Origin of the sequence: Paraburkholderia gardini (assembly GCF_907164545.1) — a bacterium.
In the GTDB taxonomy this organism is placed as follows: domain Bacteria; phylum Pseudomonadota; class Gammaproteobacteria; order Burkholderiales; family Burkholderiaceae; genus Paraburkholderia; species Paraburkholderia gardini.
This window is the reverse complement of the sequence record NZ_CAJQZB010000026.1, coordinates 40401-63254: the sequence shown is the minus strand read 5'-3', so window position 1 is coordinate 63254 and position 22854 is coordinate 40401. Positions and strand designations below refer to the sequence as shown.

Here is a 22854-nt window from a genome sequence, read left to right as displayed (position 1 = left end):
CTGCGAAAACGCTATAAGAAGCGTGGTCTCGTCGATGCACCGTCAGCCGGGCTGGCCACGCACGAGGTCGCGATGTGTCAGGTAAAGGCGCAGATCGAACTCGGTCTGATGGTAACCCGGTTGCATGAATTCACAGAGGCGGTAAAACGCCTTGTTATGTTCGCTTTCCTTCAGATGTGCAAGCTCATGCACAACGATCATGCGGAGGAATTCTGGTGCGGTATCCCTGAACAGTGAAGCGATGCGGATTTCCTTTTTCGATTTGAGCTTGTTGCCCTGTATGCGCGAAATCGTCGTATGCAGCCCGAGCGCGTGCCGCAGTACGTCCAGTTTGCTGTCGTAGATGACCTTGTCGATCTGCGGGCCGTTGCGGATGAATTCGCGCTTCAGGTCCACGCAATAGTCGTATAGCGCGCGGTCGGTCTGTACGGCATGCCGGTTCGGATATCGCTCGTCAAGATACGCACCGAGTTGCTGTTCAGCGATCAGCCGGCGCACCTTGTCCTGGAGCGCCGTCGGGTACGCGCTCAGGTATTTCAGATTCTGCATGATGGGGCGGGCGTTTCGGTTTCGGGCGAAGGGTTGCCCATATTGTACCGGTCGTGCCCGGGCGCGCCGGCGCTCACACATTGAAGCGACCGTTGCACGCCGGCTAGCGTAAACGAGTAGTTCCAGCGGGTTCCCGTTTTTGCCGTCACGCGATACACTCGACTTGAAACGAACGATCGTTCGTAAATTGCCGCAACCCCCTGATTGCGTTCATCTGCGCGCCGTCGCCCGATTGATGCGTGGGCGGCAGACCTGACGACACACCGCCAGCGCCGATGATCCAGCCGCCTGGAGACATCAACCTTGAGTCTGCTTCTATCCCGCCGTGACATCGAGTTCATCCTCTACGAATGGCTCGATGCAACCGCGCTTGCGAACGCACCGCGCTATGCCGCGCACGGTCGCGATACGTTCGATGCCGTGCTCGACACCTGCGAACGGATGGCAGCCGACCTGTTCGCCAGCCACCATGCTAAAGGCGATCGCCATGAGCCTCAATTCGACGGCGAGAAAGTCACGCTGATTCCCGAAGTCGCCACGGCGTTGAAAGCGTTCGCGGACGCCGGCCTGATCGCGGCAGGGCAGGACGAAGCGCTTGGCGGCATGCAGTTGCCGAAACTCGTCGAACTCGCGGCTTTCGCGTATTTCCAGGCGGCCAATATCGCCACGGCGGCGTATCCGTTTCTGACCATCGGCAACGCGAACCTGCTGCTTGCACATGGAAGCGAGGCGCAGATCGACGCGTTCGTGCGACCCCAGATGGACGGCCGCGCGTTCGGCACGATGTGCCTGTCGGAGCCGCAGGCGGGATCGTCGCTGTCGGATATCGCCACGCGCGCCGATTACGAGGGCGAATCGCCATTCGGTGCGCAGTACCGGCTGACCGGCAACAAGATGTGGATCTCGGGCGGCGATCACGAACTCACGGACAACATCGTGCATCTGGTGCTCGCGAGGACGCCCGACGCGGATGGCCGGTTCGTGCCGGGCACGCGCGGCATTTCGCTCTTTATCGTGCCGAAGTACCTGGTTCGCGAAGACGGCACGCGCGGCGAGCGCAACGATGTCGCGCTTGCCGGCCTGAACCACAAGATGGGGTATCGCGGCACCACGAACTGCCTGCTGAATTTCGGCGAAGGCACCCGTTTTCGCCCGATGGGACGCGCGGGCGCCGTGGGCTATCTGGTCGGCGAGGCGCATCGCGGGCTTGCGTACATGTTCCACATGATGAACGAAGCGCGTATCGGTGTCGGTCTTGGTGCGGCCGCGCTCGGTTACACCGGCTATCTGCACGCGCTCGATTACGCGCGCACCCGTTCGCAGGGACGACCCGTCGGCCCGCTCGGCAAGGACGCCGGGTCGCCGCAGGTGCGTATCGCGGAGCATGCCGACGTCAAGCGCATGTTGCTTGCGCAGAAGTCGTATGTGGAAGGCGGCCTCGCGTTGAACCTGTACTGCGCGAAGCTCGTCGACGAAGAGCGCACGGGCGCGACGCCGGATGAGCGGGAAGCGGCTACGCTGCTACTCGGCATCCTGACGCCGATCGCGAAAAGCTGGCCGTCGCAATGGTGCCTGGCGGCGAACGATCTGGCGATCCAGGTGCACGGCGGCTACGGCTACACGCGCGATTACAAGGTCGAACAGCTGTATCGCGACAACCGGCTCAATCCCATTCATGAAGGCACGCACGGCATTCAGGCGCTCGATCTGCTGGGCCGCAAGGTGACGCTCGATGATGGCGCTGCGCTGCGTGCGCTGGTCGCCACGATCGCACGGACAGTGACGCGTGCCAGCGACTGCACGGATACGGAATGGCAACGTGCGGGCGAAACGCTCAACCAGAAGTGGTCGCGGATCGTGACGGCTACGCAACGCTTGTGGTCGGCGGGCGACCCGCGCGTGACGCTGGCCAACGCGAGCGTCTATCTGGAGGCGTTCGGCCACGCAGTGCTTGCGTGGATCTGGCTCGATCAGGCACTCGTCGCACACGGGAAGGCGGGTGACTTCTACGATGGCAAGCGCGCGGCGGCGCGTTATTTCCTGCGCTGGGAACTGCCGAAGATCGATGCGCAACTGGATCTGCTTGAAAGCCTCGATACAACGACACTCGATATGAAGGACGCGTGGTTCTGAGACGCTGGCCGGTCTCGCGCCAGGGCTAAAAACATCAAATGGAGACAGACATGGGTTTCATCGAACGATTGTTCGACCTGAGCGGCAAGAGCGCGCTCGTGACTGGCGGTTCACGCGGGCTTGGGCTGCAGATTGCCCGTGCGCTGGGCGGTGCCGGCGCGCGGGTGATGATTTCCGCGCGCAAGGTCGACGAACTGCGTAACGCGCAGGCGCAACTGAAGGAATACGGCATCGACGTCGAGTATGCCGTGGCCGACACCGCCCGCGACGACCAGATCGCGAGCCTTGCCGACGAAGCGCTCGGTCGCCTCGGACGTATCGACATTCTGGTGAACAACGCAGGCGCGACGTGGGGTGCGAAAGCGGAAGACCATCCGGTCGAGGCGTGGGACAAGGTTTTCAGCCTGAACATTCGCGGGCTCTTTCTGCTCACGCAGCGCATCGGCAAGCGCTCGATGATTCCGAACGGTAGCGGACGGGTGATCAACGTGGCGTCGATTGCCGGTTTGCGCGGCAATCCGCCCGGCGCGATGAACACGATCGCCTATAACAGCAGCAAGGGCGCGGTGGTCAATTTCACGCGCGCGCTGGCGGGCGAGTGGGGGCAATACGGCATTACCGTCAACGCGATCGCGCCAGGCTTCTTTCCATCGAAGATGACACACGGCCTGCTCGAACAGATGGGTGCCGAAACCGTGGCCGCGCAGGCGCCGCTGCGGCGTCTCGGGACGGACACGGATCTGCATGGCGCGGCGCTTCTCTTTGCCTCGGAAGCGGGCCGGCATATCACCGGGCAGATCCTGGCAGTCGATGGCGGCGTGAGCGCCGTGTGACGGGTTGCGTCGGCTGACGTGGCAAAATAGCGCCGCGTGTAACTTTCAGGACTTCAGCCTTTGCAACAGATCCGCAAACGCGTGAGCGCATCGCCATCGTCTGCATCGGCCGTTGACTACGGGCTGTGGGCCTTGACTTTCAGCTACGTGCTGAGTCAGTTCTTCCGCAGCTATATCGCGGTGATTTCCACCCAGCTTATCGACAGTTTCCAGTTCTCGCCGCAGATGTTCGGCTGGTTTGCCGGCGCGTTCTTTCTCGTTTTTTCGCTCGCGCAGTTACCGGTCGGCCTTCTTTTCGACCGTTTTGGCGTTCGTCTGCCGACGGTCGCGCTCATGGCCGTCGGCACTGTTTCGGCCGTATTGCTGTCGTTCACGTCGAACGCGACGCTCGCGATCGTCGCGCAGGCAGGCATGGGTATCGGCTGCGCGCCGATCTTCATGGGCCTGCTGAACCATGTGCTGCGAACCGGGCACGGTCATCGCAACGTCCGTGCGGTTACGACGGCGAGTGCCATCGGCATGGCCGGGGCGCTGCTCGCCGCGTTTCCGCTGAGCCGCGCGACGGCCAGTTTCGGCTGGCGTCCCGTGATGGCGACGGCCGCGTTCGCGATGCTGTGCGCGACGCTCGCCGTGTTGTGCTTCGTGCGTCGCGGCGATAACGTCGCGCAGACACGAAAGACGGACAGGATGGCGCAGGCACAGCCGCCAGCCAGCGGTTCGACGCGTTTCTGGACGCTCATGCCGGCGTGTCTTGCCCTGTCGGTCGGCAGCACGTTCCGGACGTCGTGGGGCGGCCCCTATCTCGCGGACATATTCGGCTTCGATGTGATCGCGCGCGGAAATGCGATGACGGTGACGAGCATCGTCGCCATCGCGGCATCGTTCTGCGTGCCGGTCGCGGTCCGTTACTGGGCGCCGAAAACGATTTCTTCGGTGTGGCTGCTGGCGGGTCTCGCCGCTGCGCTGCTGCTTGCGTTCAGCCCTGGCGAAAGCGCGGTGCTGAGCGTCGTGCTGCTCTGCGTGCTGTTCTCGGTCGGATCGATTCATCCGCTCGTGATGTCGCAGGCGCGCGCGATCATTCCCCCGCATCGACTCGGACTGAGCCTGGGGCTGCTCAACAGCATGGTGTTTCTCGGTATCGCGCTGACGAGCAACTGCCTCGGCTGGATCACCGGGCATGCCCGGGCAGCGGGGCTATCGGATGCGGCGCTGTATGAGCGGCTCTTTCTGTTCACCGCCATCCCGCTCGCGCTGGGCACGGCGATCTATCGCTTCAGCCCGGTCGTGCCCACACATCAGGACGACGCGTAGCTAGCGGCGGGCAGTCGACCGTTCGCGTGACGTCAGGCTCCTGATGCGACATACGTGAGGCGGCGCTAAGGTTTGGGCAGCGACTGCGCGAGACTGATCAGGTTCTGCGGCACGACGCGGATGATGCCGTTACGCGGGCTGTCGATATCGGCGATGAGCATGATCGACAGCGAGACGACGAGCGGCATGACGAGCAGAAAGCGGGCTCTGGCCGTTCCGGTACGCGAGCCGTAACCGACCAGCAGATTGCAGAACAGCCCGATGATGACCAGCAGCGTCCAGGCGGCAAAGGGCACACGGTTCCACCAGGCGGCCTGTGTGTAGCCTTGCGCGTTGATCACGTCGTTCATGCCGGCGACCGCAAGCGCGGTGACCGGATTCGGCTGGGCGGCGGCGCCGGTGCGCACGGCCGTCCACATATCCGCTTCGAGCTGCGTCGTGGTCGCGTCGATCTGCGCGAGTTCCTGTGGATCGCGGGTCCGGTAGTTCTGGATGCGCTGGTCCAGATACTTCAGCAGGAGCGCACGGGTTGCCGCCGCTTCCTGGGCCGGCAGCAGGTCGGCCCGCAGGAACTCGGTGCCGATTGCGTTGGCTTCCTCTTCCTCGTAGTTCTTGCGCTGGTCGTAACGTCCGACGGCCATCGAAAGACTGAAGCCGATCACGAGCGCGAGAAGTGTCAGCGTCGCGGACTGGACGACGCTGAAGTCGTCGCGGGACGCGTCATCGAGGGGCTTTTTGCCGCGCAGGACGGTGGCGCCGATCCATGCCGCAAGCGACATCAGCACCATCGTGGCCAGGAAGAAAAAAAGCGGGTGACTGACAAGTTGTTCCATGCACGGTTTCTCCTGAACGCTGACCGGTTTCCGCCACCGCCCATCCATGTCGACCTCGCGACTACGCGGCTGCGGCGCCCAGGCAGTGTACCGGACGCGCGTGCCGCCGGGAACGCAAACCGTGCCCGGTATCGATCGTGAGGCGGGTTGAGTGGCCGACCGTTGTCTACAGTTGCGATTCGATCGGCAGCAGGCCGAGGAACCAGATGCCGATGCGTTTCATCGTGGACACGTCGGGTTCGTCGAGTTCCTTCACCGTGCCGTCGGCTGCCGTATCGATCCACACGATCCGGCTCTTGCCGTTCGCATCCTTGCGTTCTTCGAGCCGCCACGCGATCTGGTCGAGTTTGGGCTCGAGCCCGTCCACCACTTCGGCTGCAATCGCTGCGCTCTGGCAGTAGACGCCGATTTCCGTGTTGAGCGTGATGGACCGCGGGTCGAGATTCATCGACCCGATGAAGATGCTCTTTCTGTCGAACACATAGGTCTTGGCGTGCAGCGAGGCCTTTGACGATCCGAGTATCGATTTCTTCTTCGCTTTCGGGTCTTCGCTGGCGGCGGGCTTCAGCTCGTACAGATGCACGCCCGCATCCAGCAGGTCCTTGCGATAGCGCTGGTATCCGGCGTGCACCGCGGCGACATCGGTGGCCGCGAGCGAGTTGGTCAGGATCGTCACGCGCACGCCGCGCGCGGTCAGAGAGCGAATCCACTTGACGCCCTTCTTGCCGGGGACGAAGTACGGCGAGACGATCAGCATCTCCTTGTCCGGCGTGATGCTGAGCGCGTTGAACTGGGACAGCAGATGACCTTCGGGATCGTCGGGCGAACGGGTGATCTTGGCGGGGTCGTCGTAGAGCAGCGTCGCTTTTCCCCATGAAAACTTCGCACCATGTGTGGCGACCAGGTCGGCCAGACGCTGCTTCACCTGCATCACGTACGGCGAGTTTTCGTACGAGGCGACCGATGCCGCCAGTTTCGTGCGGTAGGTTGCGAGCGCGTCGGGGGCGGCGGGATGACCGGTCAGCGATTCGATGGGATAGGCGGCTTCGGAATTCCAGAACTGGTCGAACGCCATGGACACCTTATGGACGACCGGTCCGAACGTCAGCACGTCGAGATCGCCAAACGACACGTCGTTCGATGCGCCGAAGTATTCGTCGCCGATATTGCGGCCGCCGAGAATCGCCGCCTGGTTGTCCGCGATGATCGCCTTGTTGTGCATGCGCCGGTTGATACGGCTGAATTCGAGCGCGGAGCCGAGTGTCTTGAAGGTGCGGCTTGCCACCGGGTTGAAGAGCCGGACCTGCACGTTCGGGTGCGAGGCGATGGCGAGCAGGACATTGTCGTCCGCGCCGGTGCCGAGATCGTCGAGCAGCACACGCACCCGCACGCCCCGGTCGGCCGCCGCGAGGACGGCGCTTGCCAGCTCCTGTCCCGTCTGGTCGTTGTGCCAGATGTAGTACTGCAGATCGAGCGTGCGATCGGCCTTCGCGGTGAGCACGATGCGGGCAAGGAGCGCATCGACACCGGTGGACAGCAGGTGAAACGCGCTTTCACCCGGATGTTGTTGTGCCTGCGGCACGAGCATCGTGCCGAGACGCGTGGTGTCCGTGTCGTAGAGCGCGTGCGACTCCACGCGACTGGACTGCGGCGGCAGACCCGCGCAGGCCGACAGCAGCGCGACAAGAAAAACCACGAGGGTGGCGCGAAACGTTGTCATTGTTTGATCCTCCATCGTGCGGGGGCGCCCGGGCAAAGTGCGCGCGATCCGGCTGCCGGCGCGTGCTGCGTGTGCGTGCCGCATGGGACCAAAGTCCATTATCGACACGCCTTGCATTGTCATACGTTTTTCGTGAGTCAAGACAGATTGTGTGCCGTCGTGCCCGAACGGGAAATATACGCCATGAGCAAAGTGAAACCGTTCGGTCAATCAGGCAGAAGCGCAGCAGCAACAGGCGTTGTACCCGTATCAGAAGGCGATCCAGGTTGCGTTCCAGGAAGTCTCCGACGCGCTCATCGCGCTTCAGAAGTCACGCGAGCAGCTTGTGGTCATCGGGCGTCAGGTCGATGCGCTTCGCACGTATTTCGCACGTATTCGCGCCTTGCACGGCTGCGTTACGAAGGCGGTTACACGAGCTATATCGAAGTGCCCGACGCCGGGCGCATGACCAACAGGGTGTACGGGCAGGCCGGCAATACAGCAAAGCCCGCCACGGACGCAACACGGACAGACAGCCCCGCGCCATGACAGCGATACCTCTTGACAGTTTGCTCACGTCGTCTATAGTTCACCATATGGTGAAGTGTCCAGTCAGTCAGCTCGATCGTACGTTTTCGGCCCTCGTGGACCCTGCACGCCGGGCGATACTGGCACGCCTCGAGCGGGAACCGGGCCTGTCGATTAGCGAGATTGCCCACCCGCTGCCGCTCAAGCTGCCGGCAGTCATGAAGCATCTCGACGTGCTGAGTGAAGCGGGCCTGGTGTCGCGCACCAAGCGGGGCCGAACCGTCTCGGTGGAACTGGTCGCGGCGCCGATGGAAGAAGCGATGGCCTGGCTCAGGCGTTACGAGCGGTTCTGGTCGGCCAGCCTCGACCGGCTCGCTGATTTTGTCGAGAAGAACGACGATTGACGAGGGCGCGGCCGGCCCTGTGTATTCACCGGTACCAAGGCTGTGCATGCGGCATTTCCGCCATGCACGATGTGGTCTTCAAGACAGATGCAATCAATACTGAGGTCGCCAATGAAGCTCTACTACGCTGAAACGCCGGCTCCGCGCAAGGTATGTGCCGTTGCCCGATACCTGGGTCTGCCGATCGACTACGTCTATCTCGATCTGAAGAAAGGCGAGCACACCACGCCTGACTATCGCGCGATCAATCCGAACGCCAAGGTGCCGTGTCTGGTCGATGGCGACAGGATCATCTGGGAGGCGGACGCTATTCTTTGCCATCTGGCGCAGCACGCGGGCTCCAGCCTGTGGCCAGGCGATGCACGTCAATCCGAGGTCCTGCGCTGGCTAAGCTGGAACGGCTACCATTTCTATCGGTATGGCGGCGCGCTGTATTTCGAGCATCTCATCAAGGCCAGCTTCGGTCTGGGCGAACCGGATGCGACCGCGGTGGCGGAGGCACGGGACGCGTTTCGCCGCTACGCGAGCGTGCTGGACCGGCACCTGGAGGGGCGTCAGTGGCTCGTCGGCGACGATCTGACGATCGCTGATTTTTCCGTCGCGGTGACGTTGCCGTATGCGAAGCCGGCGGCCATGCCTTTGGAAGAGTTTCCGCAGGTTCAGCGCTGGCACGATCAACTCAACACGCTCGACGCCTGGCGCAATCCGTTTCCGGCGCGGGCGATGGCAAACGCCTGAGTTTTCATTCGCGAATGTGTCGACATGCCTGTGCCGGTACAGGTCACGACGTTCGGGGAGGCGCGCCTGTGGCATCGGCGACACGGGGATCATCCGTGACTGGTGTGCCGTTGAGATTGCAACCCCGCGCCGCGGCAATGCGGGCGAGCTTGTCGGGATTGCGCTGAACGTGAAAACGCACGATCCGTTCGCCATCGGTTTCGAGCGCCTGGGCCGACTCCAGGGCGCCATCGATAAACCGCAGCAAACCCCACTGGCCGTTGAGCATGACCACTTCATATCGTACGGCGTTGGGGTAGCGAAGGCGCGTGGCGAAAAATAGCTGCGCGATGCGCTGGCCGCCGAGCATCGGCACGCCGAAGCTCGGCACCTTGCCACCGCCGTCGCCGATCAGTTGCGCATCGTCGGCGAGCATGGCCTTGAGCGCGGCGAATTCGCCGCGCACTGCCGCATCGGCAAATCCGCGCAGCAACCGCAACTGCGTTTCGTGCGCAACCGTGTGGCGCGGCCGCTCGTCGCGCACCTGCACTTTCGCGCGATGCACGATCTGCCGGCACGCCGCTTCGGATTTGCCGAGCACTTCGGCGACCTCGTCGTATCCAGCATCGAATACTTCGCGCAGCAGCCAGGCTGCGCGCGCCTCGGGAGCGAGGCGTTCCAGCAACGTGAGGAAGGCCACCGAAACGTCGTCAACATGTTCCAGTATCTGTTCCGGCGAGCTGGACGATTCCTCGAGAAGCGGCTCGGGCAGCCACAGGCCGACGTAGTGCTCGCGCTGGACTTTCGCCGCGCGGAGCCGGTCGATAGCCAGTCGCGTCGTCACCGAGACGAGCCAGGCTTCGGCGTTTTCCACGCGATCCTGCTGGGTTTCATGCCACCGGATCCACGCGTCCTGAACAACTTCCTCGGCTTCAGCCGAAGAGCCCAGCATACGATAAGCAATGCCCTGAAGACGGCGGCGGAGGCGGTTGAAGATGTCGGTTGCTTCGATCATGGTTACCCCAGACGTTTGATACCGCTGTGTTGTGACACGTGACTACACGTGAGGGTCATGGCGCGCGTGCCGGTTTGCGCCCGGATTCGCGGATTTGACGGAGCAGGGCCCCTTCCGGTCTGTCAGGTGACGGGACGTCGGGTCGCCGGCCGCAACGGCAGTCTCAGTGTTCGGGGAAGCTTATTGTAATATTCTCTGCCGATCACCGCGCGTCACGACATGTCATCTTCCACGACCGCTTCCGCCCGTTCTCTTCCGCTGAGCGCCATCGGCGGCATACTTGCCTCGATGTTCTGCTTTGCCGTGGTGGACGCGCTGGCGAAGACGGTCGCATTGCAATATCCGGCCAACGAAGTGACGTTTTTCCGGATGCTGTTCGGGCTGGTTCCCGCCGTGGCGATGTGCTGCGCCGGACGTCTTTCGTGGTCTGAACGACTCGCGAACCTCGACGTCAAGGGCCAGACGGTGCGAGCGCTGACGCTCCTCGGCGCGTCAGGCCTCTTCTTTGCCGGACTGCCCTACGTTCCGCTCGGCGAGGCCGTCGCGCTTGCGTATTCGGAGACGCTGATCGTGATCCTGCTCGCGCCGCTGATCCTGCACGAACGCCTGACGCGCCGGGGCGTCGCGGCCGCGATTGCCGGCTTCTGCGTCATATGGAATGAGACGATGCCGCCATTGTCTCTCGTGGGAATCGCGCTGATCGTCGGCAGTGCGATCGCGGTCGCGGTGCGCAGAAAAGACCCCGAGGGTCCGCTTGCGTGACGTCGCGCGGGGGCCTGGCGCATAATCCCTGCTGATCGGGCGCCCCCGGTTAACCTCGGTGAACTGACGAAATTCTCCAACCAGAAGGAGTTTGACGATGACTTCCGGCGGCACGGCGGCAGACGAACCGATCAACATCGGTCAACTGGGCATTCGATACCTGATCGATGGAACCGCGACGGGCGGAATGGGCATGTTCGAGTTGACGGTGCCGTCCGGCTCGCCGGTTCCGCCGCCGCACAGTCATACGCGTAACGAGGAATGCGTCTATATCCTGGAGGGCACGTTGCGCTACTCGGTCGATGGCGTGGTTCGCGACCTGACGCCAGGCGAGTGGATGTTCACGCCACGCGGCTCGGTGCATCACTTCAGCAACCCGCACGATGTCACAGCATGCGCATTGATCGTCCTTACGCCCGACGTCGGTGCCCAGTATTTTCGCGATGTCAGGTCAGTCTTCACCGCCGGCGGCCCGCCCGATCGCCAGAAGCTCGTCGAAGTGATGGCGAGGTATGGACTGGTGCCCGCGCCTTCGCGGTAGCGTGTACCGGATTCGCGGCGTTTCAGCGCGGTTTCACCCCTGTTCGACGGCCGCATGTTCCGGTGCGGTTGCATCGCGATAGCCGAGCCGTGTCGAGATCGCGAGTCCCGAGCGCTGGAGCAGGGCGACGTAGTGCGACTTCGTGTCGGCGCCGCAACGCATGGTCGGAAACGAAATCGACAGGCCGGCGATCACGCGGCCGAAGCGGTCGAACACCGGCACCGCGAGACATCGAAGCCCTTCCTCCTGCTCCTCGTTGTCCTCGCCATAGCCTTGCTCGCGTACATGCGGCAGGATACCCAGAACGGCTTCGGCGGAGGAGAGCGTCTTGGGCGTCGACTTGCGGAATTCCGCGTGCGAGAGCACTTCGCGCGCGTCGGCCGGGTCCATCCATGCAAGCAGGACCTTGCCGATCGCCGTGCTGTGCAGCGGATTGCGCCGACCGATGCGCGACTGCATCCGCAGCCCGTAGTCGGCGTCGATCTTGTGAATGTAGATGATGCTGTCTTCGTCGAACGCGCCAAGGTGGACCGCTTCGCGCGTGGCCTGCGCGATGCGGCGCATCTCGACGTCGGCCTCGCGCACGAGATCGACGCTCTCCAGCGCTTTCGCGCCGAGTTCGAAGAGACGGATCGTCAGCCGGTAACGCTCGGTCTCGACTTCCTGCGTTACGTAGCCAAGCGCCTTCAGCGTCTGCATGACGCGATGTACCGTCGTCTTCGACATGCCGAGCCGCTGCGACAGTTCGCTGATGCCGGTCTGTCCGCTGTCGCCAACAGCGGACAGAATCGCGAATACCCTGCCGATGGACGAGGCCGATTCACCCCGGTCGTGACCCGCACCGCCACTGCAACCGGCGATGTCCGTTTCCTGTCTGTGCGCGACGGCGGGTTCCCTGCGCTGTTTGGCCATAGCTGTCATATCCGTCATATCCATCATGTCCTGTCGATACCAGGCGTGCGGGGTACACCGTGCGCCGCGATACATGCCGCCGCTGCGTAACCGTGCGGCGCGCGAGCCTAGCGCGCGAGCCACCCTCCGTCCACTGCGAGCGTATGACCGTGCACGTAGTCCGACGCCGGCGAGGCCAGGAACACGACAGGTCCCGCGAGATCGTCCGGCGCGCCCCAGCGGCCCGCTGGAATCCGCGCAAGAATTTCGTCGTTACGCTGGACATCGCCACGCAGCGCCGCCGTGTTCGCCGTTGCCATGTAGCCGGGCGCGATCGCGTTCACGTTGATGCCGTGGATGGCCCATTCGTTCGCGAGAAGCCGCGTGAGACCGAGCACGCCGCTTTTCGACGCCGTGTAGGACGCAACGCGAATGCCGCCCTGAAACGACAGCATCGACGCAACGTTGATGATCTTGCCCCCGCGCTGCTGCTTCACGAACTGCCGGGCGACGGCCTGCGACAGAAAGAATACGCTCCTCAGATTCACGTCCATCACCGCGTCCCAGTCGTCTTCGGTGAAGGCGAGCGCGTCTTCGCGGCGGATGATACCCGCATTGTTCACGAGCACATCGACTCGGCCGAACGCTTCGATCGCGGCGCGCACGATGTCGTCGACTGGTGCGGTTGACGCGAGGTCGGCGCGCACGTCCGCGAAGCGCCGTCCGGTCGCCTCGACACGCGCGGGCGTGTCGCCCGCGCCCGCGCGGCTCACGCCGACGATGTCGCAGCCGGCTGCGGCAAGCGCGACGGCCATGCCCGCGCCGAGTCCCGTGTTGCTGCCGGTAACGATAGCGACCTTGCCGCCCAGATCGAAGGTTTTCACTGCGTAAGCCCCTGTTGTGCCGGTGTAGTGTCTGTTTCGTATTGCCCGCGAAGCGCGTCGGCGATCAGCGCAGATATCTCACGGCGACGTGATCCATATCGCCGAACACCTGGTTTTCGCCGACCATGCCCCAGATGAACGTGTAGGCCCGCGTGCCGACGCCCGAGTGAATCGACCAGCTGGGCGAAATCACGGCCTGCTCGTTGTGCACGACAATGTGCCGCGTTTCATCCGGCGCGCCCATCATGTGAAAGACGGCCGCATCGTCGGCGATGTTGAAATAGAAATACACCTCCATGCGGCGCTCGTGCGTGTGGCACGGCATCGTGTTCCAAAGGTTGCCGGGTTCGAGTTTCGTCATGCCCATCGAGAGCTGGCAGGTCGGCAGTACCTCGGGAACGATGAACTTGTAGATCGTGCGGCGATTGCTCGTGGCCGGATCGCCGAGCGTCTGTGGCGATGCCTGTGCGAGTGAAATCGTGCGGGTCGGATACGACACATGCGCCGGTGCGCAGTTCAGGTAGAACTTCGCCGGGCGCGCGGTGTCTTCGCTGCCGAACGCGACCGACTGCGCACCCTTGCCGATGTAGATCGCCTCTTCGTTGCGAACGGGATAGCGCGTGCCGTCCACATCGACCCAGCCGTCGCCGCCGATGTTGATCGCACCGAGTTCGCGGCGCTCAAGCAGATAACCGACGCCGATCGCCTTGCCGAGCGAACTGGGGACTTCGACCGCGCGCGTGGCAGGCAGCACGCCGCCCACGATGATGCGGTCGATATGGCTGTAAGTGAGTTTCAGTGCGTCGGGCTCGAACACCTGGTCGACGAGAAACTCCCTGCGCAGGCCGGCTGTATCGAGTGTCTTCGCGTACTCGCTGTTGATGCTCTGTCTCACTTCCATTGTCTGTCTCCTGCCGCGTCGGAATGGTCACGACTGTAGCGCAAAATACCATTTCCGGAACATCGGTCCAAAAATATTGCACCGTCACGCCAGGCGTGACAATACCTCCGTCCAGCATGGGGGTAAACGATTACCTTAAACTCGATCAATATCGGAACATCGTTCCTTTTGTGATGCTATATTGCGCCGAAAGGGAGCAGCCCGTCACGTGAACGGGACATCACCCCGGGTCACCGACCCGACAACAGGACGCAAAGTCCATGGAGGAGGCATGAATATCAAGAAGGCCATCGACCGCGTACCTGGCGGCCTGATGCTGGTGCCGCTGCTGCTGGGCGCCTGTGTTCACACCTTCGCGCCGGGCGCCGGGAAGTACTTCGGGTCCTTCACGAATGGACTGATTGCCGGCACCGTGCCGATTCTGGCGGTGTGGTTCTTCTGCATGGGCGCGACCATCAACCTGCGGGCGACCGGTGTGGTCCTGCGCAAGTCGGGCACACTGCTCGTGACGAAAATGATCGTTGCATGGATAGCGACGATTGTCGCTTCGCACTTCATTCCGGTAGACGGCGTGAAGGCGGGGCTCTTCGCAGGCCTCTCGATACTCGCGATCACGACCTCGATGGACATGACCAACGGCGGTCTTTACGCCGCCGTGATGCAGCAATACGGCACGCGGGAAGAGGCGGGCGCGTTCGTGCTGATGTCGGTCGAATCGGGGCCGCTCATCAGCATGCTGATTCTCGGCGCGACCGGCGTCGCGTTCTTCGAGCCGCGGCTTTTTGCCGGCGCGGTGCTGCCGTTTGTCGTGGGCTTCGTGCTCGGCAATCTCGACCGCGATCTGCGCGACCTGTTCGGCCGCTGCGTGCATCCGCTGATTCCGTTCTTCGGCTTTGCGCTTGGCAACGGCATCGACCTGCACGTGATCGCCACGAGCGGACTGCCGGGCGTCCTGATCGGCTTCGGCGTAATCGTCGTGACGGGCATTCCGCTTATCCTGGCTGACCGCTGGATCGCGGGCGGCAACGGAGCGGCGGGACTCGCGGCGTCGTCGACGGCGGGAGCGGCGGTGGCGAATCCGGCGATCATCGGCGAGATGATTCCGCGCTTCAAGCCGCTGGTGCCGGCCGCAACGGCGATGGTGGCGACGGCCTGCCTCGTGACCGCTATTCTCGTGCCGATTCTCACGGCGCTATGGGTGCGCAGGTTTCAACCGCGCGACGCATCGCGCGAGGAGATCGAGGATGCGACCGCACAACCGCTGAACGAGCGCGACGTTCACGTGTGACGTAAATAGAAGCTTCCGCACGTGGCCAAAGAGTGACTAAAGACACGCCCGCTGTGTGAGATTGCATCACGCAGCGGGCGTTTTGCGTTCTGGTTCTGTTCCCGATCGATCGTGTGATCTGGACCAAACCGCTGATCCATTGATAGTCCACGGCCGCACGCAGGGTCCCACGCGCTGCGTTTCGAATGCGTACGGTGCCGCCGCGGTCTCAGTTGGCCAGCATCTCGATCACGCTGACGATGAATGCGAACACGCTGATACAGCCACCGAGGGTGACCGCGCCTTGCATGAAAGGTGACATACGCTGCTCCGTTGAGGTGAAGGACCGCCCATATTAAATCTCAACAGAAAGGAAAAAGAAAGGTTTGGTCGACTGACCTGCTGCTTTTCTCCGGCGGCATCCGAAGCCAACCCGATGCGCAACCGCGCCGGTTCGACCGGAAAACCGCGCTGGCCAGTTTGCCAGGCACATCACCTGCTGCGTCATGAGTGCCCACGTGACCGCCATCCGCTTGCGTTTCCGCGTTCGTGGCAGTGCTTTCGACGAAGGAGGATTTCATGAGCAGCACGCTAGATTCCGATAACGATTTGCCCGAACCGGACGTGCCGGGACGGGATACCGGCGCCCTCGGCCCTGGCGATTCGTCCGATAGCGGAAGCGATGTCGCGGGTGCGAAACGCCACGATTTCGACCGCGACACGGAGTTGGACAATCATGCGCTCGAAACCGGCGCCGAGGAGGCGCGGAGCGACACCGATCGCGCCGGCACGGGCGAGCGCGCTGCGGCGGACGGCGACGAAACGTTGCGCCCGGACGAAGACGTCCTGCCTGACAGGATCGACGACGTCGATGCCGACGCGCCGTAGTTGCAGGCGCCGACAGCTCCGGCGAAGCAGCGTGGCGATTCCCCCAGCGGCGTTGGCCGACTCGCCCTTTCCGGGGGCCGCCATTCGTGCGCTACTTCCGGCTCTTCTTCGGAATCTTCGCGCCCGACTTGCGCGCCTCGTTGAGCGCGATCGCTACAGCCTGCTTCTGCGATTTTCCCTGTTTGATCCCGGTTTTGATGTTCTTCGAGACCGCTTCGCGCGATTTTCCTTTACTGAGCGGCATGTCCTTCTCCTTTGAAGTATTCCGGTTCGCCGGGGCTTGCCGTTCTACACAGTCTCCAACGCATTCACCGCCGACGTCGAATACGCGGCGGGCGAGCGGTACGAAAGCAAGCATTGGCCGTGCCCGCAACAGAACCCGTGTGTACGCGAAAAGCGGTTGTTGATTTTTTAGCTCACGCAAAGGGATATCGCGGCCGCTGCACAGACAAGATCACCGCGCGCCCAAAGCGCGAATCTTCTTTCAACCACGACGCGTAAGAAATGCAACCTGTGATGGCGATGGTTCGTCCTGGTGCCATGCATCGCAGCGCTTTTCGTGCGTGCGCATTCTCGCGCACCGGAACACGGCTTGCTCCCACTTCAGCAAGCAAAAGAACGCATTTCGAGCCGGCGAACCCGTAGGCGAGGGACGCCACGTCCCCGCGTATGCGCCCCCCGCGAGGAGTAGGCCCCGGCATCCAGAGGATGCCGACCATTGCCGCGTATGCAGCGGTGCCTGTCGCGCCTGCGCGCAGGCAGGCCGCGCGATGTGACAGGAGAACCAGCTGTGTGGCAAGTCGAGGTTGCGGCAATGCTGCTTGCGGCAGTCGTTTGCTATGTGCACTACGAAATCCCGCGCTTCACGCTCGGGTTTGCCAGGCGCGCAACAGCGCATGGCGTTCTGCTCACGGTCGGCCTCGCGTTTGGGGCCACCTGCGCATGGTTGCCGGCCAGACCCCTGCCGTCATGGCTCGCATTCGCGGCAGGTTTCGGACTGGTTCATCTGCCGGCCGGCGCGATCCTGCTAGTCAAACGGATGCGGGGGTCGACGATGTCGTGATCGGAATGATCCACGGCTTAACGAGCCTGCCTCGCCGCATGCGAGCACGCCACGCGGCCCGCGCTGGATGCGCGGCGCGGCGTTTGCGCACCGGATCCGGTCGCGGATTTCGCAACGCTCGCCTTGCGCGCCGAACGGGACTTCTTGAGTAATGTTGTCAGCGAGCCTTCGATCCCGCCGTGCATCGCGGAGTCGCCCGTCTTGCAGCCACTGGCTGCCGCACGACGCGCGAGCTTCGCGGCACGCCGGGCCGTCCGTGCCAGCAGCGCGGCAAACGCCGCTTCATCCACTTTCAGGCCGCGGCGTGCCTGCCTGGACGGCAAGTCCTGCAATTCATCCGCTTCGAACGCGCTGATCACGGCCGGGTGTATGTAGCAGCGCCGGCACACCGCTGGTGTATTGCGTAGCAACGTCGCCACCTCCCTGATTGTCGCGACGACATGCCGGTGTGCTTCCGCCGCGCTACTGCACATCAGGCGCCGCAGCACCGCCAGTGCATAGACGCTGCCCGCCCATGTCCGGTAGTCCTTCGCGGTGAGGTCCGCATCGCTCGCGCGGCGCAGGTAGTCGTTGATGTCGCCCGAGCCGATCGTGCGGCGCGTGCCGTCCTCGTCGAGATACTGGAACAGATCGTGGCCCGGCAAATCGGCGCAGCGCCGCACGATGCCTCTGACGCGGGGATGATCCACCGCGACATCGTGCTCGATGCCGCTCTTGCCGCGAAACTTCAGGCGCAACTGGCCCGCTTCGATCTTCACATGCTTCTTGCGCAGTGTCGTCAGACCGTACGACTGGTTATCGCGCGCGTATTCGACGCTGCCGACGCGAATGAGCGTCGTGTCGAGCAACTGCACGATCGCGGCGATGACCTTGTCGCAAGGCATGCCTGGCAACTTCAGATCGCGCGCGACGCGCGCGCGGATCTTCGGCAACGCGCGGCCAAACGCGGCCATGCGCTCGTATTTGTCGGCGTCGCGTATCTCGCGCCAGCGCGGGTGATAGCGGTACTGCTTGCGACCACGCGCGTCACGGCCGGTCGCCTGCAGATGACCTCGGGCGTCCGCGCAGATCCATACGTCTTCGTAAGCGGGCGGAATCGCCAGCGCGTCGATGCGGGCGATTTCATCGGCGTCGTCGATGCGTCTGCCTGCCGCGTCGAAGTACGCGAAACTGTCCTTTTCCCGTTTGCGGGAGTAGCCGGGATGCGTGTCGTCCGTGTACCGCAGACCCGGCGCAATCGTGCCGGAATTGAATGGCCGGGAGGCGTCGTCTATGCGGTGCCGGGTTGGGTGAACGGGATGAGTTGGGGCTGCCATTGTTATCGATAAAAATTTCAGCGGACAGGGTGCGGGTTGCGCCAGTCGCAGGGCTATGAGCAAGACCGATGCCCGATGCGCGTTCCGCTTTGCAAGGGTTGTAGCAAACCGGTGGCATACGGGCACGAGGGATGCTCAATAGCCAGTCAACCGGGTCGCCTTCGGCGTATTCGAACGGATCGAGAACTTCCCATGGAGGACAAGATGGCGAATGAACTTGCAGGCTGCAAGGTAGCGGTGCTCGCGGTTGACGGTTTCGAGCAGGCTGAGCTGCTCGAACCGAAACGCGCGCTAACGGAAGCTGGGGCGCAAGTGCACGTGGTCTCGGCGAAACCAGGCAAGATTCAGGGCTTCAGGCACGTCGACAAAGGCGAGACGGTCGACGTGGACGCAACCTTCGACAAGGTTCGTCCCGACGACTACGACGCTGTCGTGTTGCCCGGCGGCGTGATCAACGGCGATGCGATCCGGTTGATTCCCGAAGCGCAGGCGTTCGTGCGAGCTGTCGATGGCGCGAAGAAACCTGTGGCGGTGATTTGTCATGGCGGCTGGCTGCCGGTTTCGGCTGGCATCGTCAAGGGGCACACGATGACGAGCTGGCCCAGCTTGCAGGACGACATCCGCAACGCCGGCGGCACATGGGTCGACAAGCAGGTCGTCGAGGACGGCAACTTCATCACAAGCCGCAAGCCGGACGATCTTCCCGCTTTCAACAAGAAGCTGATCGCTCAACTGGCGAGCCATCGTCGGAGTGCGTGACATGTGCGCGGGGCTGGCGTCGCTCGCACGTGAACCCATGGCGCGCGGAGACGAATAACACCCGCCGCTCGCATCCGGTCGAAAAGTCTGGAGATTGTCCGGTTAGCGCGCGACGATGGATGTGGCGATCCGGTCGGCCAGCTGTCCGAGTATCTGACTCAGTGCAGCCGCTTGCGCCGCCGCGTCGCGACCCGCCATCGTGGACCTGAGTGTCGCCTGTTGCGTCAGGTTCACGCGGGCAGGGTGCCCCGACAACAATGTCCAGGCCGCCTGCAACGTCAATGTCCCGCTTGCATCGGCCGCGCAGGTCAGCACTGTGACCACCAGTGTGCGCGTCCCAGGCGGTGCCGGCGCATCCGGCAGGACGAAGGAACCCGCGGGCAAACGCGTCGCCAGGTCCTGTGCAAGCGTGCGACGCATCATCTGCGCGAGTGGGGCGCCCCACCGCTCGGTTTCGTTAACCGCCAGACGGTTCGGCGAAACCTGCGTGACGACCTCGAGCCGATCGAGCTCGGCGGGAATGTGCACGGCGGTCAACTGAACCGGCTGTACTGGAGCGGTTGCGAGCGGCGCGGCCAGCGGCGCCGCGTTCAGCGTGACATAGCGCATGGGCGGACCCTGCCCGCACCCGCTCATGATTGTCCCGATCAGGGCGACGACCGTCGCTGTCAGCGGGACGGTCGCTGTCTCAAGTGCGGCGCGCGCGCGGCGGATCGGGTTCGAGGGTCTGCGCGTCATGGTTTCTCCTCCTGTCTGCCCCGAATGAGCGCTTCCGGATGGCGATCGAGATAGTCGGCGAGCGCCCGGATCGAGCGTGCGGTATCGGTGAGTTCACGCAAGGCCGCAGGCAGATCGTTCTGGCTTGTCGCGTCACCCCCCAGTGTGTGATTTGCCGCGGTGACGGCCTGATCGGCCGCGTTCGCCGTCTCCCGCAATTGCGCGACGAGCGGGCCGATTTGCGGCGACACCTGCTGTAACGTGCGGTCGATCTGCGTCACGGCGCGGTCGATGTGCGTGAGACTGTCCTTGATCCGCGGCGACGAACTCAGCGCGTTGACCCGCGTCGCGATGCTGCGCACCTGTTCTCCGGTTTCCTTGATCGGAAGACCGTTGATCTTCCTGATAACCTGATCTGCTCCGGACGCGATGGCGTCGAGGTCCGAAGACCCGACGCTGGGAATCACCGGCATGCCGTTTTCAGCGGTGAGCGTCGCGCCCGGCGCATCGGTCACGAAGTCGAGGGTGACCTTGCGCGGACCAACGAGAGGCGGGTTCTGCGCGAGACGCGCACGCAATCCTTGCGCGATGAGTCGCTTGAGCATGCCATCGACGAGCGGCCGCCAGTTGCCGCTGGCCGGCGGCGCGCCGCTGATGCCGAGCGCGAGCGGGTCGAGCGCGATTTCCACCGGCGTGCTCAGCGTGCCCGTGTCCGCGTTGTAGTTGAGGTGCACGCGGGTGACGGTACCCACATGAAAACCGCGCAGTTCCACGGCGGCGCCCTCGTCGAGCGCTCCGGCGGTGCCGTCGAACCGCACGACGTACGTGACGATCGGGCCATGCCGCGCAGGCAGCGCAGGTCGACGATCGGCGCCGTCGAAGTGGTCGGCGGGCTGGCCGGGTCCCGGCTCCATGACGATTTCAGGCCCGGCAACCAGCGCCTTGAGCGACGACAGGTCGCTAAAATCGGGCTGTGCACCGCGCAGGAAAAACTTCGTCCCGCTGCGCAGATATTTTTTCTCGGCGCTGTCTATCCTGAGCTTTGCGTCAACGTGCTGCCCATCGGGCTCGAGCGCGACGTCCGAGACGCTGCCCACCTTCACGCCGCGCAGCATGACGCTGGTATCGTCGGGCTTCATGCCATAGGCATTCGCGAACGTCACGGTGACCGTCTCGCCGCCATGAACCAGCGCACGAAGGCCGAGCCATCCCGCCACGCCTAATGCGGCGATCGGCACCGACCAGATCCAGCCCGGCCACGCGCTGCGCCGCACCTCGGCCTGCGTGCGCCGCGGGCGTGCGCTACTCACGACCGTCTCCTGATACGGACGTCCCACATCATCCGCGGGTCGAACGCCCGCGAAGCCGCCATCGTCAGGAACACGACGAGCGCGAACGCCGTCGCGCCCATCGCGGGCCGTGACGAGGCGAGACCATCGAAGTGGATCAACGGGACAAAGGCTGCGATCGTAAAGACGTCGACGTTCGACCATCGTCCGAGTTCGTCGATCCATCGGTACAGATGCGCTTTCAAACGTAAATGCCGGCGCGATCGCTGCTTGACGGAGATGATGAACCACGCCATGCCGAAGATTTTTGCCACCGGTATGACAATGCTCGTGCAGAAGATGAGAATGCCGAATGGCCACAGGCCTGCATGAAACAGCTGGTACACGCCATCGACAATCCGGTGAGGCACATCCTTGCCGAGCTGTGTCGAGAAGGTCATCGGATAGAGGTTCGCGGGCAGCGTCAGCACGAGCGCCGCGAGCGAAAGGGCGCCTGCCCGCACGACCGCGTCGGGTTTGCGTACACGCAGTTTCAGTCCGCAGCGCGCGCACGGCTCGCCCTCACGCGAGGCCGGCTCGACAAGGTCGCACACCGGGCAGGAGAGCACCGGTTCGTCTTTTGTCAGCCGCTGTTCAGCGGTGATTGCACGCCAGACGGTCCGCCGGTCGAGCGATGCGCGCGTGAGCATCGACATCAGCGCCGCGACGATGAAGCAATAGCCGCCTGCGCCGATCGTGCCGGTCAGGTTCTGCGTCACGCGCGCATATCCGACGAAGCAGCCAACCAGATACACGTCGGGCATGGCCCAGATGTCGAGCCAGAGTGTCCAGCGAAAGAGGGCGCCGATGCCCTTGAAACGCCATCCGAACCGGACTGCGCCCAGCACGAGTGCGAGACCGCCAAAACGCACGAACGGCAGAACAATGCCGAACATTCCCAGCAGCAGTGCGAGGATCACCCAACCCCCATTCCACATTGCCACGATGCCTGACGAAAGTACTGACGAGCGCTCCGCGCCCAGCATTCCGACCGTCATCAGGGGCGCCACGTTGGCTGGAAAGAGAAGCACGAATGTGCTCGACGCGCAGGCCAATGCCGCATTCAGGCTACGGCCGCTGCGACGCTCCAGCGGATAGTGGCAGACACGGCAACGTGCGAGGGCACGCGCGGCAAGCGGCGGGATGTCCTCGAGCGCGCCGCATTCGGGGCAACCGATCGTCATGGCGTTTTTGCGTTCGTCTGGTCAGTGGTTCACTCTCACTAGCATCGTTCGTTCCCGTCGACCGTGGTTCCCCGAGGCCCCAGCCGTGGTCCGGCTTAAGTCGTTTCTCCCGGGGCCGGCATCACGCGATTCCGCCAACCTGCCGCGCGCGGATTTATATCGCGTTGAGATATAAGGCACATCGCTTGCTCGCTAGCAGATGAACTCAAGCAAGGAAAATGCCTCATCACCGCCGCCGCGCGATGTTCAGATTCGGACGCAATACGCGTCGGGGATCCGCGTTATTCAAGTAGCGGTGTTCGAGAGAAATCCGCACCACGCCCCCGCGATG

Annotated in this window: 23 protein-coding genes and 1 pseudogene; 12 read left to right on the top strand and 12 right to left on the bottom strand. The window is 63.4% G+C overall.

Annotated features, from left to right (window positions below; translation table 11 throughout):
- Positions 1-42 precede the first annotated feature (42 nt).
- Positions 43-549 (bottom strand): YgjP-like metallopeptidase domain-containing protein, encoded by a 507-nt coding sequence (locus LPA37_RS18355; RefSeq protein WP_229013275.1) that lies wholly within the window; start codon positions 547-549, stop codon positions 43-45.
- Between the two features lie 303 nt (positions 550-852).
- Between LPA37_RS18355 and LPA37_RS18350 the strand changes: the two genes are divergently transcribed.
- The 3 genes from LPA37_RS18350 to LPA37_RS18340 all read left to right on the top strand — a co-directional run bounded on the left by LPA37_RS18350 (position 853) and on the right by LPA37_RS18340 (position 4826).
- Positions 853-2682, top strand: a complete 1830-nt coding sequence (locus LPA37_RS18350) for an acyl-CoA dehydrogenase (RefSeq protein ID WP_229013274.1) — start codon at positions 853-855, stop codon at positions 2680-2682.
- A 50-nt stretch (positions 2683-2732) separates the two neighbouring features.
- Positions 2733-3515 (top strand): SDR family oxidoreductase, encoded by a 783-nt coding sequence (locus LPA37_RS18345; RefSeq protein ID WP_229013273.1) that lies wholly within the window; start codon positions 2733-2735, stop codon positions 3513-3515.
- Positions 3516-3647: 132 nt separating this feature from the next.
- Positions 3648-4826: an MFS transporter gene (locus tag LPA37_RS18340; protein WP_229013272.1), complete on the top strand. Its 1179-nt coding sequence runs from the start codon at positions 3648-3650 to the stop codon at positions 4824-4826.
- Between the two features lie 65 nt (positions 4827-4891).
- Here the strand turns inward: LPA37_RS18340 and LPA37_RS18335 are convergent, their stop codons facing one another.
- Together LPA37_RS18335 and LPA37_RS18330 are read right to left on the bottom strand one after the other, a co-directional pair.
- Positions 4892-5659, bottom strand: coding sequence for a bestrophin-like domain (locus tag LPA37_RS18335; protein WP_229013271.1), 768 nt, complete (start codon positions 5657-5659; stop codon positions 4892-4894).
- A gap of 166 nt (positions 5660-5825) precedes the next feature.
- Complete coding sequence (locus LPA37_RS18330; protein ID WP_229013270.1) at positions 5826-7379, bottom strand: phospholipase D family protein; 1554 nt, start codon at positions 7377-7379, stop codon at positions 5826-5828.
- 205 nt (positions 7380-7584) lie between these two features.
- Between LPA37_RS18330 and LPA37_RS18325 the strand changes: the two are divergent.
- The 3 genes and pseudogenes from LPA37_RS18325 to LPA37_RS18315 form a co-directional block, all read left to right on the top strand.
- A pseudogene (locus LPA37_RS18325) lies at positions 7585-7823 on the top strand (efflux transporter outer membrane subunit); the annotation flags it as partial.
- A gap of 80 nt (positions 7824-7903) precedes the next feature.
- Positions 7904-8290: an ArsR/SmtB family transcription factor gene (locus LPA37_RS18320; RefSeq protein ID WP_228976692.1), complete on the top strand. Its 387-nt coding sequence runs from the start codon at positions 7904-7906 to the stop codon at positions 8288-8290.
- A 111-nt stretch (positions 8291-8401) separates the two neighbouring features.
- Entirely contained in the window at positions 8402-9028 is a 627-nt protein-coding gene (locus LPA37_RS18315; protein WP_228976694.1) for a glutathione S-transferase family protein, read from the top strand.
- A 43-nt stretch (positions 9029-9071) separates the two neighbouring features.
- Here the strand turns inward: LPA37_RS18315 and LPA37_RS18310 are convergent, their stop codons facing one another.
- Positions 9072-10022, bottom strand: coding sequence for an RNA polymerase sigma-70 factor (locus LPA37_RS18310; RefSeq protein ID WP_229013268.1), 951 nt, complete (start codon positions 10020-10022; stop codon positions 9072-9074).
- Between the two features lie 219 nt (positions 10023-10241).
- On the opposite strand from LPA37_RS18310, the gene LPA37_RS18305 reads away from it, so the two are divergent.
- Entirely contained in the window at positions 10242-10784 is a 543-nt protein-coding gene (locus tag LPA37_RS18305) for a DMT family transporter (RefSeq protein WP_229013267.1), read from the top strand.
- A 97-nt stretch (positions 10785-10881) separates the two neighbouring features.
- Positions 10882-11325, top strand: coding sequence for a cupin domain-containing protein (locus LPA37_RS18300; RefSeq protein ID WP_229013266.1), 444 nt, complete (start codon positions 10882-10884; stop codon positions 11323-11325).
- A gap of 33 nt (positions 11326-11358) precedes the next feature.
- Here LPA37_RS18300 and kdgR read toward each other — a convergent pair whose 3' ends face one another.
- The 3 genes from kdgR to kduI form a co-directional block, all read right to left on the bottom strand.
- The gene (kdgR, locus tag LPA37_RS18295) at positions 11359-12246 is read right to left on the bottom strand and encodes a DNA-binding transcriptional regulator KdgR (protein WP_228976702.1); all 888 of its coding nucleotides are present in this window, start codon (positions 12244-12246) and stop codon (positions 11359-11361) included.
- A 98-nt stretch (positions 12247-12344) separates the two neighbouring features.
- On the bottom strand, positions 12345-13100 hold the full coding sequence (kduD, locus tag LPA37_RS18290) for a 2-dehydro-3-deoxy-D-gluconate 5-dehydrogenase KduD (RefSeq protein ID WP_229013265.1): 756 nt from the start codon (positions 13098-13100) through the stop codon (positions 12345-12347).
- Positions 13101-13164: 64 nt separating this feature from the next.
- Positions 13165-14001: a 5-dehydro-4-deoxy-D-glucuronate isomerase gene (gene kduI, locus LPA37_RS18285; protein WP_228976707.1), complete on the bottom strand. Its 837-nt coding sequence runs from the start codon at positions 13999-14001 to the stop codon at positions 13165-13167.
- A 271-nt stretch (positions 14002-14272) separates the two neighbouring features.
- Between kduI and kdgT the strand changes: the two genes are divergently transcribed.
- Positions 14273-15289 (top strand): 2-keto-3-deoxygluconate transporter, encoded by a 1017-nt coding sequence (kdgT, locus tag LPA37_RS18280; RefSeq protein WP_228976710.1) that lies wholly within the window; start codon positions 14273-14275, stop codon positions 15287-15289.
- Between the two features lie 558 nt (positions 15290-15847).
- Positions 15848-16156 (top strand): chemotaxis protein, encoded by a 309-nt coding sequence (locus tag LPA37_RS18275; protein WP_228976713.1) that lies wholly within the window; start codon positions 15848-15850, stop codon positions 16154-16156.
- A 91-nt stretch (positions 16157-16247) separates the two neighbouring features.
- Here the strand turns inward: LPA37_RS18275 and LPA37_RS18270 are convergent, their stop codons facing one another.
- Positions 16248-16400 carry a DUF6496 domain-containing protein gene (locus LPA37_RS18270; protein WP_228976714.1) on the bottom strand — a complete coding sequence of 51 codons (153 nt, stop codon included), beginning with the start codon at positions 16398-16400 and terminating at the stop codon, positions 16248-16250.
- Between the two features lie 546 nt (positions 16401-16946).
- Between LPA37_RS18270 and LPA37_RS18265 the strand changes: the two genes are divergently transcribed.
- A complete protein-coding gene (locus tag LPA37_RS18265; RefSeq protein ID WP_228976715.1) occupies positions 16947-17219 on the top strand; it encodes a hypothetical protein in 273 nt (90 codons plus the stop codon).
- Between the two features lie 17 nt (positions 17220-17236).
- On the opposite strand, the gene LPA37_RS18260 is transcribed toward LPA37_RS18265, so the two are convergent.
- Positions 17237-18535, bottom strand: a complete 1299-nt coding sequence (locus tag LPA37_RS18260) for a DNA topoisomerase IB (RefSeq protein ID WP_229013264.1) — start codon at positions 18533-18535, stop codon at positions 17237-17239.
- A 204-nt stretch (positions 18536-18739) separates the two neighbouring features.
- Between LPA37_RS18260 and LPA37_RS18255 the strand changes: the two genes are divergently transcribed.
- Positions 18740-19294 carry a type 1 glutamine amidotransferase domain-containing protein gene (locus LPA37_RS18255; RefSeq protein WP_229013263.1) on the top strand — a complete coding sequence of 185 codons (555 nt, stop codon included), beginning with the start codon at positions 18740-18742 and terminating at the stop codon, positions 19292-19294.
- A gap of 102 nt (positions 19295-19396) precedes the next feature.
- Here the strand turns inward: LPA37_RS18255 and LPA37_RS18250 are convergent, their stop codons facing one another.
- Genes LPA37_RS18250 through LPA37_RS18240 form a run of 3 tightly spaced genes read right to left on the bottom strand, consistent with a single transcriptional unit; the run spans position 19397 to position 22523 of the window.
- The gene (locus LPA37_RS18250) at positions 19397-20032 is read right to left on the bottom strand and encodes a PqiC family protein (RefSeq protein ID WP_229013262.1); all 636 of its coding nucleotides are present in this window, start codon (positions 20030-20032) and stop codon (positions 19397-19399) included.
- Entirely contained in the window at positions 20029-21321 is a 1293-nt protein-coding gene (locus LPA37_RS18245) for an MlaD family protein (RefSeq protein ID WP_229013261.1), read from the bottom strand. Before LPA37_RS18245 ends, LPA37_RS18250 begins: the two co-directional genes overlap by 4 nt.
- Positions 21318-22523, bottom strand: coding sequence for a paraquat-inducible protein A (locus tag LPA37_RS18240; RefSeq protein WP_228976723.1), 1206 nt, complete (start codon positions 22521-22523; stop codon positions 21318-21320). Before LPA37_RS18240 ends, LPA37_RS18245 begins: the two co-directional genes overlap by 4 nt.
- Between the last annotated feature and the right edge of the window lie 331 nt (positions 22524-22854).

Bases quoted from the DNA above. Each gene is read 5' to 3' on its own strand.
- LPA37_RS18355 (WP_229013275.1), bottom strand. From the start codon at position 549: ATGCAGAATCTGAAATACCTGAGCGCGTACCCGACGGCGCTCCAGGAC.
- LPA37_RS18345 (WP_229013273.1), top strand. From the start codon at position 2,733: ATGGGTTTCATCGAACGATTGTTCGACCTGAGCGGCAAGAGCGCGCTC.
- LPA37_RS18335 (WP_229013271.1), bottom strand. From the start codon at position 5,659: ATGGAACAACTTGTCAGTCACCCGCTTTTTTTCTTCCTGGCCACGATG.
- LPA37_RS18330 (WP_229013270.1), bottom strand. From the start codon at position 7,379: ATGACAACGTTTCGCGCCACCCTCGTGGTTTTTCTTGTCGCGCTGCTG.
- LPA37_RS18320 (WP_228976692.1), top strand. From the start codon at position 7,904: ATGACAGCGATACCTCTTGACAGTTTGCTCACGTCGTCTATAGTTCAC.
- LPA37_RS18315 (WP_228976694.1), top strand. From the start codon at position 8,402: ATGAAGCTCTACTACGCTGAAACGCCGGCTCCGCGCAAGGTATGTGCC.
- LPA37_RS18310 (WP_229013268.1), bottom strand. From the start codon at position 10,022: ATGATCGAAGCAACCGACATCTTCAACCGCCTCCGCCGCCGTCTTCAG.
- LPA37_RS18305 (WP_229013267.1), top strand. From the start codon at position 10,242: ATGTCATCTTCCACGACCGCTTCCGCCCGTTCTCTTCCGCTGAGCGCC.
- LPA37_RS18300 (WP_229013266.1), top strand. From the start codon at position 10,882: ATGACTTCCGGCGGCACGGCGGCAGACGAACCGATCAACATCGGTCAA.
- kdgR (WP_228976702.1), bottom strand. From the start codon at position 12,246: ATGACAGCTATGGCCAAACAGCGCAGGGAACCCGCCGTCGCGCACAGA.
- kduI (WP_228976707.1), bottom strand. From the start codon at position 14,001: ATGGAAGTGAGACAGAGCATCAACAGCGAGTACGCGAAGACACTCGAT.
- kdgT (WP_228976710.1), top strand. From the start codon at position 14,273: ATGAATATCAAGAAGGCCATCGACCGCGTACCTGGCGGCCTGATGCTG.
- LPA37_RS18275 (WP_228976713.1), top strand. From the start codon at position 15,848: ATGAGCAGCACGCTAGATTCCGATAACGATTTGCCCGAACCGGACGTG.
- LPA37_RS18270 (WP_228976714.1), bottom strand. From the start codon at position 16,400: ATGCCGCTCAGTAAAGGAAAATCGCGCGAAGCGGTCTCGAAGAACATC.
- LPA37_RS18260 (WP_229013264.1), bottom strand. From the start codon at position 18,535: ATGGCAGCCCCAACTCATCCCGTTCACCCAACCCGGCACCGCATAGAC.
- LPA37_RS18255 (WP_229013263.1), top strand. From the start codon at position 18,740: ATGGCGAATGAACTTGCAGGCTGCAAGGTAGCGGTGCTCGCGGTTGAC.
- LPA37_RS18250 (WP_229013262.1), bottom strand. From the start codon at position 20,032: ATGACGCGCAGACCCTCGAACCCGATCCGCCGCGCGCGCGCCGCACTT.
- LPA37_RS18240 (WP_228976723.1), bottom strand. From the start codon at position 22,523: ATGACGATCGGTTGCCCCGAATGCGGCGCGCTCGAGGACATCCCGCCG.